Genomic DNA, 15697 nt, shown 5'->3' on the forward strand with positions numbered 1-15697 from the left:
TATCGATGGCTTGGCCAACACATATTGTAGCGGTGGGTGGAATTGCAATAAATGAAGAGGGAGATATTCTTTTAGTAAAAACACATCATGGTGGGTGGGTATTTCCTGGAGGACAAGTGGAAGTTGGAGAAAACCTAATGGATGCACTAATTCGCGAGATTAAAGAGGAAAGTGGAATAGATGTCGTTGTTTCTCAATTGATTGGCGTGTATTCGAATACAGGTATGCATAAATGGTATGACGGTGAGACGGATGTTCCTACCAAGGTCATGTTAGACTTTATCTGCAAGCCCGTGGGAGGAGAATTAAGTACTTCGGAGGAAACATCTGAAGTGATGTGGGTAGCCAAGGAGAAGGTGCTGGATCTGATTTCTGCAGCGGCTATTCGTACCCGCTATCAAGCTTATTTGGATTTCGATGGAAATACTAGGTACATGGATTATGTAACTGGAGGTGCGTTTGAAGTTAAATTGGATCGGACGGTGTAAAAAAGAAACTTTGAGGCTTTCCCGAAAGGGAAGGCCTCTTTTGTTGGGAATGAGCGATCATTCCGCTATATCGTATAAGGATTGTGACGAATCATCTCAATTAAATTCACTGCGGCTGCTGATAAGAGCTCATTTTTACGTGTACAGATCGCAATGGTATTCTTCAGATGGATTCCTTCTACATATACTCGGCACAATTCTCCACGCTCTACATATTTGCGTACGACTAATGAAGAAACGAAGTTTGCGCCATATCCGGCGATAACGGCTTTGATGGCTTCATGTAGTCCATTAAATTGCAAAGAGATGATAGGAGCGGGTGTGTTGTATGTGCGGCATAAAGATAATAATCGCTCCCGCGTTGAACTTCCTTCTTCACGCATAACAAAGGGTTCCTTCATCATTTCGGATAGAGAAACTTGCTGATTGGCATAACGATGATCGGGTGCGACTACAAACCATAACTCGTCCTGAAATAACTCTTCTGTCTGGATTGTATCTGGATAAGCCTCGGCGATTCCTCCATAAATAGCTATATCCACGTCTACATTTAACAGCTGCTTGAGGGCATCACTTGAGTTGGTAGTGGTGATCATCATCTCCACTTGTTCATATTGTTGCTTAAACTTTGCAATCCAGGTAGGAATGAGAAAGTGAGCAGGCAAATACGTTGCGGCTAGACGGATACTTCCGTTAGTGCCGTTAACATAATCTTGAGCGAATTGTTCAATTTGTTGTTCTACGGCGAACAGTCGCTTGGCGAGTAGAGTAAGCTCTTCCCCAGCATCCGTTAAAGCGATTCCTCTGCCTTGAGGTTTAAATAGGGTAAAGGACAGTTCTTTTTCGAACTTCTTAATCTGCGCAGTGATGGCAGGCTGACTTATATTTAAAATTTCTGAAGCGCGTGTCACACTGCCTGTCGATGCGATTACATGGAATAAGCGTAAGGCATGTAGGTTCATGGTTAAACTCCCATTCTTCGATTTATATATTAAATATATAAATTAGACTTAAAGATATATTATATTTATGATTATAACTGATTTACAATACAGATATAAAGATGAACTTGGAAAGATGAGATTAGGGAAAGGAGTAATGGAGAGGAGGTTTGGAACTGTAGGAGCGTAGCGATCGCCTTTGTCTCCGGATTTCAACCATGAACAAATACTAAAGGAGAAGTGATAAATATGAATCAAACGACTACTTGGGATAAAGTCGATCAGTATATTACAGAGCGCCTGATTCCACAGGACTCTGTGTTGGAAGAAGTGTTGGTCACCAATCAACAGGCAGGGCTGCCGCCCTTTGATGTTTCGCCTAGTCAGGGGAAATTCCTGAATCTACTGGTGCAAATGAAAGGTGCACGCCGGATTTTGGAGATTGGCACCTTGGGCGGGTACAGTACGATTTGGATGGCAAGAGCCCTGCCGTCTGACGGACAGATAGTTACTTTGGAGCTGGATCCCATTCATGCGCAGGTAGCTAAAGCTAATCTTTCGCTTGCCGAGGTGGATCATCTGGTAGAGCTTCGTGTAGGGGATGCATTAGAGCAACTGTCTCAGATGAAACAAGAGGGCGTTGAACCCTTCGACTTTATTTTTATAGATGCCGATAAACCGAATAATCCTAACTATTTAAAGTGGGCGCTGCAATTCTCCCAGCCCGGAACGGTGATCCTTGGAGATAATGTGATTCGTGAAGGTGAGGTCATTAATGAGAATAGCGAAGACCCTCGTGTAGTAGGCGTACGGGAATTTTATGATCTGTTGGCTGAAGAGTCTAGAATTTCGGCTACTGCCATTCAGACGGTGGGAAGCAAAGGTTATGATGGATTTGTATTGGGGATTGTGAATAGCTGAGGGATTCCACAGGTCCTCTGAGCGTTACGGACCCCAGTGACGCTATTGCTTAGAAAGAGGTTCATCTGTGTTCGATAGATGCCGGTGCCTCCTACCTGTAAATGATATCAAATCAAACAAAGGTGTCCCTAAGCCATGATGGCTTTAGGAACACCTTCGTTATTTTAAAGCGCCTCTTTAATCACCTTTTTGTAATAGAAGACGGACAATATTGCAAAGATCGAATACAAAGCAGTGTATAACAGCATCACCAGAATCATCGGTGTCCAAAGCTCTGTGCCGAATAAGAACCAGCCGGATTTAACGGCGAAGTAGCTGTGAAGCAGACCTATGACTAATGGAATACCGAAATTGAACAATTGCTTCATCTGTATACCTCTGAGCAGATCGCCTTGCGTGAACCCAAGCTTTCTCAGAATGGTGTAGTTAGGTTTTTCATTTTCACTTTCATCCATTTGTTTAAAGTATAGAATACATCCGGAGGTAATCAAGAAGGTTAACCCCAGAAAAGCAACGATAAACATAATGAGTCCCATATTTTGTTTTTGACCTTTTATCGACTCTAATTGAGAGTCTTGTTTGTTATTCTCATCAAATTTTAAGGTCTTAAAAAGTTCATTTGCCTGTTCAACGCTGGCCCGGACTTTCATATCAATCCCGATATTAAGGGAGGATCCTCTTTGAAGGGCAGGATCTAAATCCTTTTTTAAGCGCTTAAAGATCGATTCGTCTACAACCGCAACCGGTAAGCCACCACCTGTGTAATACCCTGAAATGGGACTTTCGATATCTAATCTTTTATAATCCTGCGGAAAAACCTCATGTAACCCTTTGAGTTCAATCGCACCTTTATCTTTCATAGTAACAAAATTATCCAATGTACTGCTTGATTTCGTGAAATAAGCTTTATCTGGAGTTAGATCAACGTCTTCAAGTGCATTTTCACTTATGACCGCCAGGGTCATAATATTTGAAAACATATTGTCTCCGTCCGGTTTTTTAACAAGAATCTCTTCAACATCTACATCGACCTGAAGGACTTGGGTCCTTCTTTCTGTAAATACTAAATCATTTGCCGTTAGGATCTTTGTAAATTGTTCAGCCTCTTGGGCATTCGTGAATACAAAATCCGTTGGGACATATTGCTTGGAAGTTTTCTCAGCAGAGTAAAAGGAAATGTAGCTAAGGGATAATAAACCCAGGGCTAGTGCCGATACCGTTGTAATGATGGTTAATAATACGGCATTGGATTTCATGCGAAACATAATGGAGGAAAGAGATAGAACCTCTCTAATGTTCAGATAGCCGTTTTTCCGCTTACGAATGATATGAAAAATAAAACTTACCGAGCCTTTATAAAATAGATAGGTCCCAATAATGACGGATCCCAAAATAGTAATCATGGATATAGCCAATTGATTCATTGAGGTTACGTCTTCGGTAAGTAATTTAGAGGAGAGCACATAGCCCAGTAGGATTAGGCCAATTCCGACAATCCCTATGATCATTTCAAAGAAGGATAACTTTTTCACTGTACCTTCTGTTGTTGAGGTCACCCGGAACAAGGATAAAATACTTTGTCTTTTAATAAATCCATAATTCATCAGCATGATCAAAAGATAAATCACACAGAATACGATCAACGTCTGAATCAAAGCTTCGATAGAGAAATGAAGGGAGGCTATAGCATCGACCCCCATTATCTTAAATAAGATCATGAGGATTAATTTTGAGATAGAAAAGCCAACCAATATCCCCAGGACCAAGGAACCGAAATACAGAATAAAGTTCTCTGCCGAAAGAATGCGGAAGATTTTATTTTTGGTCATTCCAATTAACTGAAATAAGCCAATTTCTTTACCGCGTCGTTTGATGAAGATCGTATTAGCATATAACAGGAAAATAGAGACAATTACGACTAGTAAAATCGAGGCAGCCATGATTGCTGCGCCCCCTTTGATAGAGCTTTCCAGCTCATCCATCGAGGGATCATATTGCAAGGTGACAAAGGCGAAATATAAGGCCACACTAAAAACTAGCGCAAACACGTATAGGTAGTAATTTCGAATGTTTTTTCGCAGATTTCGAATCATTAATACATTAATGCTCATTCTGCACACCGCCTAATACACCCTGTGTTTTTATAATGTCGTTGAAGAAAACTTGTCTTGATTGTTCTCCTTTATTTAGCTGCGTATAGATTTTTCCATCTTTTATAAAAATAACTCTACTGCAATAACTGGCAGCCACTGGATCATGTGTAACCATAACGATAGTTGCTTTTCGTTTTTGATTGAGTTCACTTAGCTTATTTAATAAATCAGAAGCGGATTTAGAATCCAGCGCCCCGGTAGGCTCATCAGCAAAAATAATACTTGGATCATGAATGAAGGCACGAGCTGCTGAGGTACGTTGTTTTTGACCGCCAGAGATTTCATTGGGGTACTTATTTTTTAATTCCAAAATCCCCAATTCCTTTGCGAGACTTTCGAATTTCTGATTGGCGGCTTTCTTGGGTGTATTGGTAATGGATAGTGGCAGCAGGATATTCTCCTTTACCGTCAGTGTGTCCAAGAGATTATATTCTTGAAAAATAAAACCTAAATGATTTTTGCGAAATTCCGCGAGCTGCTTCTCTTTCATATTGGAGATTTCATTGCCCTCAATGGTAATAGATCCGTTGCTGATTTTGTCGATCGACGAGAGTACGTTGAGTAGGGTTGTTTTACCTGAACCGGAAGGCCCCATGATGCCAACGAATTCGCCTTCTTCTATACGAATATCGAGTCCGCTTAACACGGATTGTTTGTTTAATTTATTGCCATAGCTTTTATGAATTTTAGTAGCTTCTAGAATTGCCATAATGATTCACTCCTTCGTTTCTTCTTGTATAGCCTTATTATAAAAAAGTTTATTGTTCTTATCCTGCGATTGCCCGAACAAAATATAAAAGCATGTGACATTGTTGTCACATGCTTGAGATTTTAACGAATTCATTTTTGAGTGGGAAGGTTAGAGTAAATGTTGATCCCGCTCCAAGCTTGGATTGAACTCCGATGCTGATGAGTAAGGATTGAGCTGCTTTCTGAGCTAAATATAAGCCCATGCCTGTGGCTGCATTGTCGCGATGTACAGTAGTGGAAGTAAACCCTCTATCGAAGATGCGCGGCAGGTCCTTCGGATCTATCCCGCGCCCGCAATCCTTCACCTCAAGAACGATATGTTCAGCTTGCTGGTAGCTATTCACTGTAATATCAGAAGCTTCACTATATTTTACGGCGTTGGTTAGTAGTTGTCTGAGGATAAAAGCCAGCCATTTAGCATCACTAAGCACTTCAGCAGCTTCTAAGTGCAACTCAAAGCCGATTCCCTTCTGAATACACCAAGACTGTAACGTCTTAATCTCACTAAAAATAAGCGTTTCTATATCGATTTGCTCCATATACAGATCGTTTTCAATAAAGGGTATCCGTCTTTGGTGGAGCTGCTGATCCAGCAGCAGATGAATACGCAGCCACTCATAGGTCAAGTGCCTCTTCATAACATCATCTTCTATACGTTCAATCATTAGATGCATTGCGGTCAGTGGAGTCTTTACTTCATGAATCCAGGATAACAGCTCATCCTTCTCTTGCTCCAAGTTCATTAGATTGTCTGAAGCAGTCCTCTTTAACAGTTTCACTTGGTTGGTGATGCTCTCTTCGATGATTTTCTCAAAAGGACTTTCGGCAAGAGCGATACTTGTCAGATCGAGATCATCGTCCCGCTCATTTAAGCTTTTATAAAATCTGGTTTCCTTAGGATAGCGAATGACTAGAAAAATTACGAAAAAAATCATTGATAAAGAGACCAGATAGAGCACTGAAGACAGGGGGATGGTCGGGTCCATAAAGGTGATAAAGAGCATAAATAGATGTACAAAGAGAAAGAGCAGAATCCAACCGAGTCTTTCGAGCAGGTACTTTTTTATCATAGACAATCCTCTTCAATGGCTACGTACCCTTGTCCAACCTTCGTCTCAATAAACACCCCTAATTCAAGCTCGTCCAGCTTTTTGCGCAGCCGATTTACGTTGACGGTGAGGGTGTTATCACTAATAAAGCGCTTATCGTCCCATAAGCTATTAATTAATTCCTCGCGGGTGACAATTTTATTCTTTTTCTCAATGAGTAATTTCAATATGAAAATCTCATTTTTGGTAAGCTCAATCGATCCCGTGTCGTTGGTCACTGAATTCCGCTCATAATCGACGGTAGCTCCGCACCACGTTTTGAGTTCAATGTTATCCGAATTGTAATTGTACACACGTCGGAGAATGGCTTGCACCTTGGCAATGAGTACATCGAAATGGAAGGGCTTTTGGATATAATCATCGGCTCCCAGCTGCATGGACATCACCATATCTGTCGGATGATCCCGGGAGGATAAGAAGATAATCGGCAGGTTAGAGTGAGAGCGAATCATTCTGCACCAATGAAATCCATCGAATTTGGGTAATTGGATATCAATTATCACTAAATCAGGTTTGATTTCCGTGAATTCCTGCGTAACATTGTTGAAATCTTGAATGCCATATACATCATAAGACCACTGCGTAAGCCGCTCTTTGATCTCATTAAACAGCGTTGTATCATCTTCGATTAATAAAAGCTTGAACAAATCGGTCACCACACTTTTAGTTTCGTACCTTGCGTTTAGAATACGCTTAAACGATTGAAGCCATACTTTGATTGTGCTTAGAGCATTGCAGATAACACTGTCTGATAATGCGCAAATTCCTTCGTTTCATTAAATTGAGGGCACATTTTCAAGGAGAGCAGGGCGCTTTCGATTAAGAACTCTCTTGGTTCCTTGTTGTTCATGATCTCTTCTTGGATAAAATATAACAGCTTTAGTGCATTGGACAGGCTAGGATCATCAGCGGCGAATGATTTATCTATGATTTTTTTTAAGCTCACGGTCGCAAACGATAAATCATTATTAAAAAAATCAGTGTATTCGGCTACAGGTAATAGTTTCCCTACATGATCGGGGGAGATAAGCTGGATTCCTTTTTCGCTTACATCCTCAACAATCGTCTGGATAAGAGTAGTGCAATAATTAATGATTTGTTGAGAGGTAATGACTTCATTCATGGCACTGTTAATTTGCAGCATATGTTGCAAGATGCCTGTGAAAATGATGGCTCCATCCAGTAGATAGGGCTTCTTATCTTCAGAAAATATATGCAGGAAACGTTCATGCACCCAGGTTAATAAGGTGAATTTAGTTTTTTTGATGAACGTAATTAAGTCCGGATCATTGGAGACCAGGGCATCTTCAACCAGCTGCAACAATTTATTTTTCTTATTGATTTTCATAACCAGTTGAACTTGTTTAGCGAATATATCAATGTCAGAGGGGTCCTGGCCAATGAGCAGGCCATTTCTGCCTTCTTCCAGCTGGTCATGAATAGAGGTGAATACAGCTTTAAAGAGATCCCCTTTGGAAGGGAAATAATTATAAAAAGATCCTTTGGAGATCCGGCTGTGATTCAGAATGTCCTGTATGGATGTGGCGTGGTAGCCTTTTTCAATAAATAATTCATGTGCTTTTTGAATTACTTGCTCTTTCCGTTTATTTATCATCTTAGGTGCCCCTTTAAGCTGGACTCTTTTGTGCAAAAAAAACACTTCACGTAGAATAGACTAGCTTATATTTCCACTTAATACAATTTAGTTTTTAAATGAATTCTGACTTGCCAAGCAGTAAATATAAGAGTAATATATTCTACATTGTAACATAAGTTCAAATTTGAACCGACGGTATGATTATAGAATGGAGGATTCCAAAATGAAAACGAAAGAAAGTAAAGCGTCCTATGGGATTTTGGCAATCCTTATGATTGGTGCATTTGTTGCTTTACTAAGTAATACACTACTCAATATAGCTCTACCATCGATTATGAAGGATTTTGATGTCAGTGCCTCAACGGTACAGTGGCTATCGACGGGTTATATGCTAGTGAACGGGATCATGATTCCTTCAACGGCCTTTTTAATTCAAAAGTATACAGCGAGACGATTATTCTTAATCGCCATTGGATTATTTGCAATAGGGACCTTTATTGGAGGCTTTGCTCCAAGTTTCCCTGTATTATTGATTGCGAGAATGGTCCAAGCCTCAGGGGCCGCAATTATGATGCCATTATTAATGAATGTATTGTTTACCACATTTCCACCTGAAAAACGCGGCTCGGCCATGGGGATGTTTGGTTTGGTTATGATTTTTGCACCAGCCATTGGTCCTACACTGTCAGGATGGATTATTCAGCATTATGAATGGCCTGTGCTGTTCTTTATGATTGCACCTATCGCCGTATTGGTGTTCATTCTTGCCTTCTTCAAACTGCATGATCCTAAAAAAGATGTGGCTATTAAAATCGATATTCTATCTGTAGTTCTATCAGCGATTGGGTTCGGGGGTCTTCTATACGGCTTCAGTTCCGCTGGGAATAAAGGATGGGATGATCCAATGGTCTACTCCACCCTTATTATCGGGGTAATTGGTTTAGTGATATTCATAATGCGCCAGATGAGAATGAAGGAGCCTATGCTTAACTTCAGAGTGTACAAATATCCGATGTTCGCTTTATCCTCAGCGATTTCGATTACACTGAATATGGCGATGTTCTCAGCGATGATGTTAATGCCGATTTACCTGCAAAATATTAGAGGCATTTCACCTCTGGATTCGGGACTCCTAATGTTGCCTGGTGCGTTAATTATGGGAGTTATGTCTCCAATCACAGGTAAATTGTTCGATAAATTCGGGGGCAAAGTCTTGGCGTTAATCGGTCTGGCTATCGTAGTGATCAGTACGTATTTCTTTAGTGATCTAACTGAAACAACGAAATATTCGACACTTATGATTTTGTATTCTGTGAGAATGTTCGGGATTTCAATGGTTATGATGCCTGTGATGACCAATGGTCTGAACTCCATCCCGGCTAAATATACACCGCATGGTACAGCCATGAACAGTACGATTCAGCAAGTCTCCGGAGCGATTGGCGGGGCGCTGCTTGTAACGATTATGTCTAACAGTACCACTTCACATGTCAAAGATATGGTAGCAGAAGCTGTGAGTAAATTAACGGCTAAACCTTCTGCAGAGCAATTGCTTGGTATTCAAAACCAAGTCATCGCAAAAGCAACGATCGAAGGAATTAACGATGCGTTCTTAGTGTCAGTAGGCGTAGCCATCATTGCCTTTATCCTAGCTTTCTTCATAAAAAGAGGGATACAGCCTAAGGATACAGAAACAGTCGAAGAAAAAGTGGCTGTTAAACAAGTTTCATCCGCTAGATCGATGTAATTTGCTATGCAGAAAGACGCTCACCTGTGGTGGGCGTCTTTTTTGTCTTAATTAAAAATAGAGCTCTGAGTGAGTCTTGGTCCATCCTGAATGACCGTTATGGAGTCGTTTCCACCTACATAAATTCTATTTGTGAGCGGGTTTAGCACAGTACTGCCTGATACAGAGGGGAATCTTGCGAGCCGTTTAAACGTGGTGGCGTTATAAACGGACATATGATTTTTATCGAAATTACCAACAAATAAATGATTTGTATTCGGATTAATGGTTATGTTGGAGGAAGTAGGAAGAACCTTTGTTGTAATGATTTTGTTGTTATTTCCATTGATGACGAATAGCTTTCCTTTACCTTCAACTTGTGCACTTGAAACAAAAATACGGTTCGTCAGGGGATTTATAACGACCTCGCTTTGCAGACGTCCCAGCTGTACATTACGCAACAATTTGTTGGTTCGGCCATTGATCACAGAAAGAAACCGGCTTAAGTTATTAGCGACATAAATACGATTGGTAATTTTATTAAGTGCTGGCGCTATCACGGGGTTACTTCCGACTTTTATTGTCGCAATGATAGCCTGTGTAGTTCCGTTAATGACGGTGACGCTATCATTTGCTGTATTGGTCACATAGACACGGTTTGTAAGCTCATTGATAACGATTCTGGAAGGGCGTCCACCGATTTCAATCTTTTTGCGGACCTGATTTGTTTTCCCGTCTATGACGAATAGGGTTCCGAATGCGCTAGTTACATAAATCAGATTGGTTCGAACATTCACTCCGATATTGTCTGGGAATCGGCCTACTTTGACAGTTTTGATTACCTGGTTTGTCCGCCCGTTTATGACAGAGACATTTTCGTCACGGAAGTTAGGTACATAAATCCGGTTGGTTTGGGGGTTGATTCCGAGCTGAGACGGCAGTCTTCCTACAGGGATCCGAGCGATAATGCGATTAGTTCTGCCCTCCAATACCCCGATAGTTCCAGCCTCGGTGTCTGGGTTTACAAAGTATACTCGATTCGTAACGACATTTACTTTTATATCTCCGATCGGTCCGGCAGAGCGGACTGTAGCAATCACTTTTGGCTGCGCCATGCTTTTACCCCTTTCCAAGTAAATAGATACTTCATTATATTTAGGCTTAGGCAAAAGGGTACTTCATTTATCCTTGCAAGATATATATTAGGAGTGTAGAATGGTACTCCATTATCCAAATATTAGGTTATGTGTAAGCGTTTTATTTTTTGGAAAATTGAGATTGATTGGAGGTTGGGGTTGAGATGGTGAAATCAGTGTTGTCGGATATTTTATTAACACCTGATAAGACGCAGCTTCATAGTGAATTGTTAGAGGAAATTGGGCAGTATATCACGCAAGAAATTCTAAATCATCCGTTAATGAAAGAGGAGAGTCAGCGGGTAAGTATTCTCCTTGATGGATCGACCGCACTTGGTGTGGTGGATGAGCAGTCGGATGTGGATGTAATCATTATTTGTCAGGACGAGTATTATAGCAGCATTAATCATCGGTTCGAACAAGCGGGGCTGATCCCGGAGCAAAGTAGTTTTTTTATGGATTTACGACTCCCCAGCGGCAAGTCCGGACATTACACACTGCATAAAATATCAGAAATTAAAGCGGCGTTAATGAGCGAAAATATGGAATGGCTGTGGAATGCTTCTATTTCTTATATCTACTATGACCGATTGGATGTAAAGTCACTTTTTGATGCCTATATGCCCCTCCAACCTGAAGTCCTAATGAGATTTCGTAAGAATTCATACATACAGTTAAGAAGTTATGCCAAAAGCTTAGATAATCCTGTAGTGCGTGGCGATGCCTTTCCTATTTTATTTTTAGCGGTTTCTCTTTATAAAGTTGCATTACGCTGTGCCATTACTATTGAAGGTTATCCCTACCCCTACGACAAATGGCTGGTACCTGTAGCCAAACAAACGACTGTCGGACGAAAGATTACGGAGTGTGCGGGCGATTTTTGGAGTTTTATTAGAGATGATGAATCCTTTGCCCCTATGTACCAGGAGGATAATAACTTTGTCAAAATGGAAAAACGTTTCCGGAAGATACTTGTAGAGGAATTCCGCATGCGGGGGATCAATGAACCTTGGTTAGTAGAGTGGTGGAAGTTTATGGAGGAGTGAGTGGAGCTATAGGGTGAGTGTTGAGTGGTTGGGGTGGTTGGAGAGGTGGCGGAGGGAGTGAAGTGGTTATTGTGAGGTGGAGTGGCTATGGTGGATTGTAGTGGCTGTAGTAGCGTAGTAGCTGTGATGGCTGGAGAGGTGGCGGAGGGAGTGAAATGGTTATTATGAGGTGAAGCTATGGTGGACTGTAGTGGCTGTAGTAGCGTAGTAGCTGTGGTGGCTAGGGTGGTGGAATGGTCGGGTGGTTGAAGTGGCTATAGTGTTTGGGTAAGTGGCTGTAGTGATTAAGTAACTTAAATGACTCCCCTTCCTCCTCTTGATTATGGTAAGGTATATTGAAGTGGAATTTTAGTGAGAGGTGATTATATGGACGGGACAGTTTCAATATTAGGAGTTCCCTTTTCAAAACTAACACTACATGAGACAACACTTCATCTAACAAAACATATTCAATCCGGAGAACCGAAACTTTTCCATTTGATCACGGCTAACCCGGAAATTACGATAACAAGTCAATCGGACGAGCTGCTACGAACCATACTTCAAGAAGCGGATTTAATCACTCCTGACGGGATTGGCATTGTGATGGCTTCAAAAAGAAAAGGCGATCCTATTGCTGAGAGGGTAACTGGATATGAGCTGCTTCTTGAGCTTTTGGAGCAAGGAAATAGCTTGGGATGGAGTTTTTATTTCTTGGGAACAGATGAGCTTACCAGTTGTAAAGCGGTCGAAAAGATCACGGAGTTATATTCGAATGTGAAGATTGCAGGAAGACATAATGGTTTTCTTACCAAGGAAGAGGAGCCTGCCATTGTAGCAGAGATTCAGCGTGCACAGCCGGATTTTCTGATCGTTGCGATGGGGGCGCCATACTCTGACAAATGGGTATATAAGCACAAACAGGAGCTTACGCAGGTAAAAGTTGTTTTTGGCGTGGGGGGCAGCTTGGATGTAATAGCGGGAAAAGTTACTCCTGCACCAGCGCTATGGAAAAAACTCAATCTGGAGTGGTTGCATCGACTTTTGTTCGCTCCAGTTGCGAAGGGACAAAAGTCGCGATGGCGCAGACAGGCAGTTCTGCCCAAATTCGTGTTCCGAGCTATGATTAAGAAATGAAGAAAAGGCCTCGTTTATGGGGGCCTTTTTTGGTTCGGTTGGTGTGAGAGGAAGAGGAGGCAGGTGTGAGAGTAGGAAGTAAGGAGTAAGGGGAAGAGTAATAGTGGTTAGTGGGAGTGAGGTGAGGAGTAGGGGGAAGAGTAATAGTGGTTAGTGGGAGTGAGGTAAGGAGTAGGGGGAAGAGTAGGAGAGATTAGTGGGAGTAAGATGAGGAGTATGAACAAGAGCAAGTAGTGGGATTGAGGTAAGGAGTAGGAGTAAAAGTGAGTATTAGGATTGAGGTAAGGAGTAGGGGCAAGAGTAAGTAGTGGGATTGAGGTAAGGAGTAGGAGTAAAAGTGAGTAGTGGGATTGAGGTAGGGAGTAGGAGTAAAAGTGAGTAGTGGGATTGAGGTAGGGAGTAGGAGTAAAAGTGAGTAGTGGGATTGAGGTAAGGAGTAGGAGCAAGAGTAAGTAGTGGGATTGAGGTAAGGAGTAGGAGTAAAAGTGAGTAGTGGGATTGAGGTAGGGAGTAGGGCAAGAGTAAGTAGTAGGATTGAGGTAAGGAGTAGGAGTAAAAGTGAGTAGTGGGATTGAGGTAAGGAGTAGGAGCAAGAGTAAGTAGTGGGATTGAGGTAAGGAGTAGGAGTAAAAGTGAGTAGTGGGATTGAGGTAGGGAGTAGGCAAGAGTAAGTAGTAGGATTGAGGTAAGGAGTAGGAGTAAAAGTGAGTAGTGGGATTGAGGTAGGGAGTAGGAGCAAGAGTAAGTAGTGGGATTGAGGTAAGGAGTAGGAGTAAAAGTGAGTAGTGGGAGTAAGTGTAAGAGTAGCGAGTAGAATGTAAGTGCGACTATAGTTGTGACCTTTAAACAAATTAATAATAATAAACAACACCGATTCTGGTTGATGCCATAGCCTCGTATTTAATTCAAGCTAAAAGCTAAGGGGGTACAATAAGGGGATAAATTCCCTTGAGTCACTGGAATTCCGCCCGAAGAGGCAAAAGAAAGGCAAAAATGCCTTAGAATTACTGGGATCCAGCCCGACGAAGCAAATCAACGGTATAAATCCCGCAGAATGAGCCGAATCCGGCCCGAAGCAGCAAATCAACGGTATAAATCCCGCAGAATGAGCCGAATCCGGCCCAACGAAACAAATCAACGGTATAAATCCCGTAGAATGAGCCGAGTCCGGTCCGACGAAACAAATCAACGGTATAAATCCCGCAGAATGAGCCGAATCCGGCCCGAAGCAGCAAATCAACGGTATAAATCCCGTAGAATGAGCCGAGTCCGGTCCGACGAAGCAAATCAACGGTATAATTCCCGTAGAATGAGCCGAATCTGGCCCGAAGCAGCAAATCAACGGTATAAATCCCGCAGAATGAGCCGAATCCGGCCCGACGAAACAAATCAACGGTATAAATCCCGTAGAATGAGCCGAGTCCGGTCCGACGAAGCAAATCAACGGTATAAATCCCGCAGAATGAGCCGAATCCGGCCCGACGAAGCAAATCAACGGTATAAATCCCGTAGAATGAGCCGAACCTGGCCCGAAGCAGCAAATCAACGGTATAAATCCCGCAGAATGAGCCGAATCCGGTCCGACGAAGCAAATCAACGGTATAAATCCCGTAGAATGAGCCGAATCCGGCCCAACGAAACAAATCAACGGTATAAATCCCGTAAATGTCCCCAGCCCAACCCGGTTACTATCCATTACCAACACGGAGGCCGTTTTCGCCACACATTTAATGTGATCCCTACTATGATGAGTGAAATTTGTTAAATGAGCAGATACATCCGCACCAATTGTAAATATGTTAGGGAATTTATCGCTGCAAATAAATAACTGACACCGCTATACCAGCGATATCAGTTTACAGTGGTTAGCGATTAAGCTAGCGGCTGCCTATTTTTAGCTTGTTCCTCTCGCATCCACTGTGACAACTGGCGTTTGAGCTTAAGGAACTCGGGAGAGTCCGTAATCTCATCACGGCGTGGCCGCGGAAACGGCACATCGACTGTATGCAGGATGGAGCCGGGGCGGCCGGAAAATACATAGATACGATTAGAGAGCAGCAACGCTTCTTCGATGTTGTGAGTAATGAACAGCACAGAGCGGCGATTCTCTTCCCACAGCTCAAGCAGCCAGCGCTGCATTTCACTGCGAGTTAGTGCATCGAGTGCGCTGAAAGGTTCATCCAGCAACATTAGCTCCTGCGGAGCGAGCAATGCTCTGAGAAAAGCTGCACGCTGCTGCATCCCGCCAGACAGCATATGCGGATAAGCATGTTCGAACCCGCTTAACCCAACCTTGGCAAGCCACTGGCGTGCTTCCTCGCGGGCTCCATCCCGCAGTGCGCCCTTGATCTCCCCAGCAAGCAGCACATTATCCTCAATCGTACGCCAAGGAAAAAGAGCAGGCTGCTGCGGCATATAACTAATTTCACCGCGTTGACCTGTAACGACCTTACCGTTCATGCGGATCGTGCCTGCATCGGGTTTCACAAGGCCGCCAATCATATGGAATAAGGTGCTTTTTCCGCAGCCGGAAGGACCAACGATCGAAACGAATTCTTGTTGCTCTACCTTGAGAGAGACATTATTCAGAACTTTTGTCTCACGGCGACGATGGAAAAAAGATTTGGAGATGCCGCTCACTTCAAGGGCGGGTGCCGCGGTATGAGCTTCAGGAGAGCTGATGACTTCTGTTGTTCTGTGTTGCATTTGCATCG

General features: G+C 42.5%; 14 protein-coding genes. 5 read left to right on the top strand and 9 right to left on the bottom strand.

The features are described from left to right. The first annotated feature begins 5 nt into the window (after nt 1–5). Nucleotides 6–488, top strand: a complete 483-nt coding sequence (locus MKZ16_RS02035) for an NUDIX hydrolase (protein ID WP_076101239.1) — start codon at nt 6–8, stop codon at nt 486–488. 65 nt (nt 489–553) lie between these two features. On the opposite strand, the gene MKZ16_RS02040 is transcribed toward MKZ16_RS02035, so the two are convergent. After that, nucleotides 554–1450, bottom strand: coding sequence for a LysR family transcriptional regulator (locus MKZ16_RS02040; protein WP_076107425.1), 897 nt, complete (start codon nt 1448–1450; stop codon nt 554–556). A 228-nt stretch (nt 1451–1678) separates the two neighbouring features. Between MKZ16_RS02040 and MKZ16_RS02045 the strand changes: the two genes are divergently transcribed. Further along, the gene (locus MKZ16_RS02045; RefSeq protein ID WP_076107427.1) at nt 1679–2350 is read left to right on the top strand and encodes an O-methyltransferase; all 672 of its coding nucleotides are present in this window, start codon (nt 1679–1681) and stop codon (nt 2348–2350) included. A 164-nt stretch (nt 2351–2514) separates the two neighbouring features. Here the strand turns inward: MKZ16_RS02045 and MKZ16_RS02050 are convergent, their stop codons facing one another. The 5 genes from MKZ16_RS02050 to MKZ16_RS02070 all read right to left on the bottom strand — a co-directional run bounded on the left by MKZ16_RS02050 (nt 2515) and on the right by MKZ16_RS02070 (nt 7977). Continuing rightward, nucleotides 2515–4461, bottom strand: a complete 1947-nt coding sequence (locus tag MKZ16_RS02050) for an ABC transporter permease (protein WP_038568418.1) — start codon at nt 4459–4461, stop codon at nt 2515–2517. Next, entirely contained in the window at nt 4451–5212 is a 762-nt protein-coding gene (locus MKZ16_RS02055) for an ABC transporter ATP-binding protein (RefSeq protein ID WP_038568421.1), read from the bottom strand. The genes MKZ16_RS02050 and MKZ16_RS02055 overlap by 11 nt, the downstream gene beginning before the upstream one ends. 106 nt (nt 5213–5318) lie before the next feature. After that, nucleotides 5319–6323, bottom strand: coding sequence for a sensor histidine kinase (locus MKZ16_RS02060; protein ID WP_076107429.1), 1005 nt, complete (start codon nt 6321–6323; stop codon nt 5319–5321). Further along, entirely contained in the window at nt 6320–7009 is a 690-nt protein-coding gene (locus MKZ16_RS02065; protein ID WP_076101243.1) for a response regulator transcription factor, read from the bottom strand. Before MKZ16_RS02065 ends, MKZ16_RS02060 begins: the two co-directional genes overlap by 4 nt. Before the next feature lie 77 nt (nt 7010–7086). After that, entirely contained in the window at nt 7087–7977 is an 891-nt protein-coding gene (locus tag MKZ16_RS02070; protein ID WP_249267784.1) for a TetR/AcrR family transcriptional regulator, read from the bottom strand. A gap of 205 nt (nt 7978–8182) precedes the next feature. On the opposite strand from MKZ16_RS02070, the gene MKZ16_RS02075 reads away from it, so the two are divergent. Continuing rightward, the gene (locus MKZ16_RS02075) at nt 8183–9706 is read left to right on the top strand and encodes a DHA2 family efflux MFS transporter permease subunit (RefSeq protein ID WP_076107430.1); all 1524 of its coding nucleotides are present in this window, start codon (nt 8183–8185) and stop codon (nt 9704–9706) included. A 47-nt stretch (nt 9707–9753) separates the two neighbouring features. Here the strand turns inward: MKZ16_RS02075 and MKZ16_RS02080 are convergent, their stop codons facing one another. After that, on the bottom strand, nt 9754–10800 hold the full coding sequence (locus MKZ16_RS02080) for a YncE family protein (RefSeq protein WP_076107432.1): 1047 nt from the start codon (nt 10798–10800) through the stop codon (nt 9754–9756). A 185-nt stretch (nt 10801–10985) separates the two neighbouring features. On the opposite strand from MKZ16_RS02080, the gene MKZ16_RS02085 reads away from it, so the two are divergent. Together MKZ16_RS02085 and MKZ16_RS02090 are read left to right on the top strand one after the other, a co-directional pair. Then, complete coding sequence (locus tag MKZ16_RS02085) at nt 10986–11867, top strand: nucleotidyltransferase domain-containing protein (RefSeq protein ID WP_076107434.1); 882 nt, start codon at nt 10986–10988, stop codon at nt 11865–11867. A gap of 366 nt (nt 11868–12233) precedes the next feature. After that, a complete protein-coding gene (locus tag MKZ16_RS02090) occupies nt 12234–12983 on the top strand; it encodes a WecB/TagA/CpsF family glycosyltransferase (protein ID WP_038568435.1) in 750 nt (249 codons plus the stop codon). A 1004-nt stretch (nt 12984–13987) separates the two neighbouring features. Here MKZ16_RS02090 and MKZ16_RS02095 read toward each other — a convergent pair. Both MKZ16_RS02095 and MKZ16_RS02100 read right to left on the bottom strand, forming a co-directional pair. Next, nucleotides 13988–14626: a hypothetical protein gene (locus MKZ16_RS02095; RefSeq protein WP_076107435.1), complete on the bottom strand. Its 639-nt coding sequence runs from the start codon at nt 14624–14626 to the stop codon at nt 13988–13990. Nucleotides 14627–14855: 229 nt separating this feature from the next. Next, nucleotides 14856–15689, bottom strand: coding sequence for an ABC transporter ATP-binding protein (locus MKZ16_RS02100; protein WP_076107449.1), 834 nt, complete (start codon nt 15687–15689; stop codon nt 14856–14858). Nucleotides 15690–15697 lie beyond the last annotated feature (8 nt).

Source organism: Paenibacillus sp. FSL R5-0928, from assembly GCF_037970385.1.
Lineage (GTDB): Bacteria > Bacillota > Bacilli > Paenibacillales > Paenibacillaceae > Paenibacillus_AQ > Paenibacillus_AQ odorifer.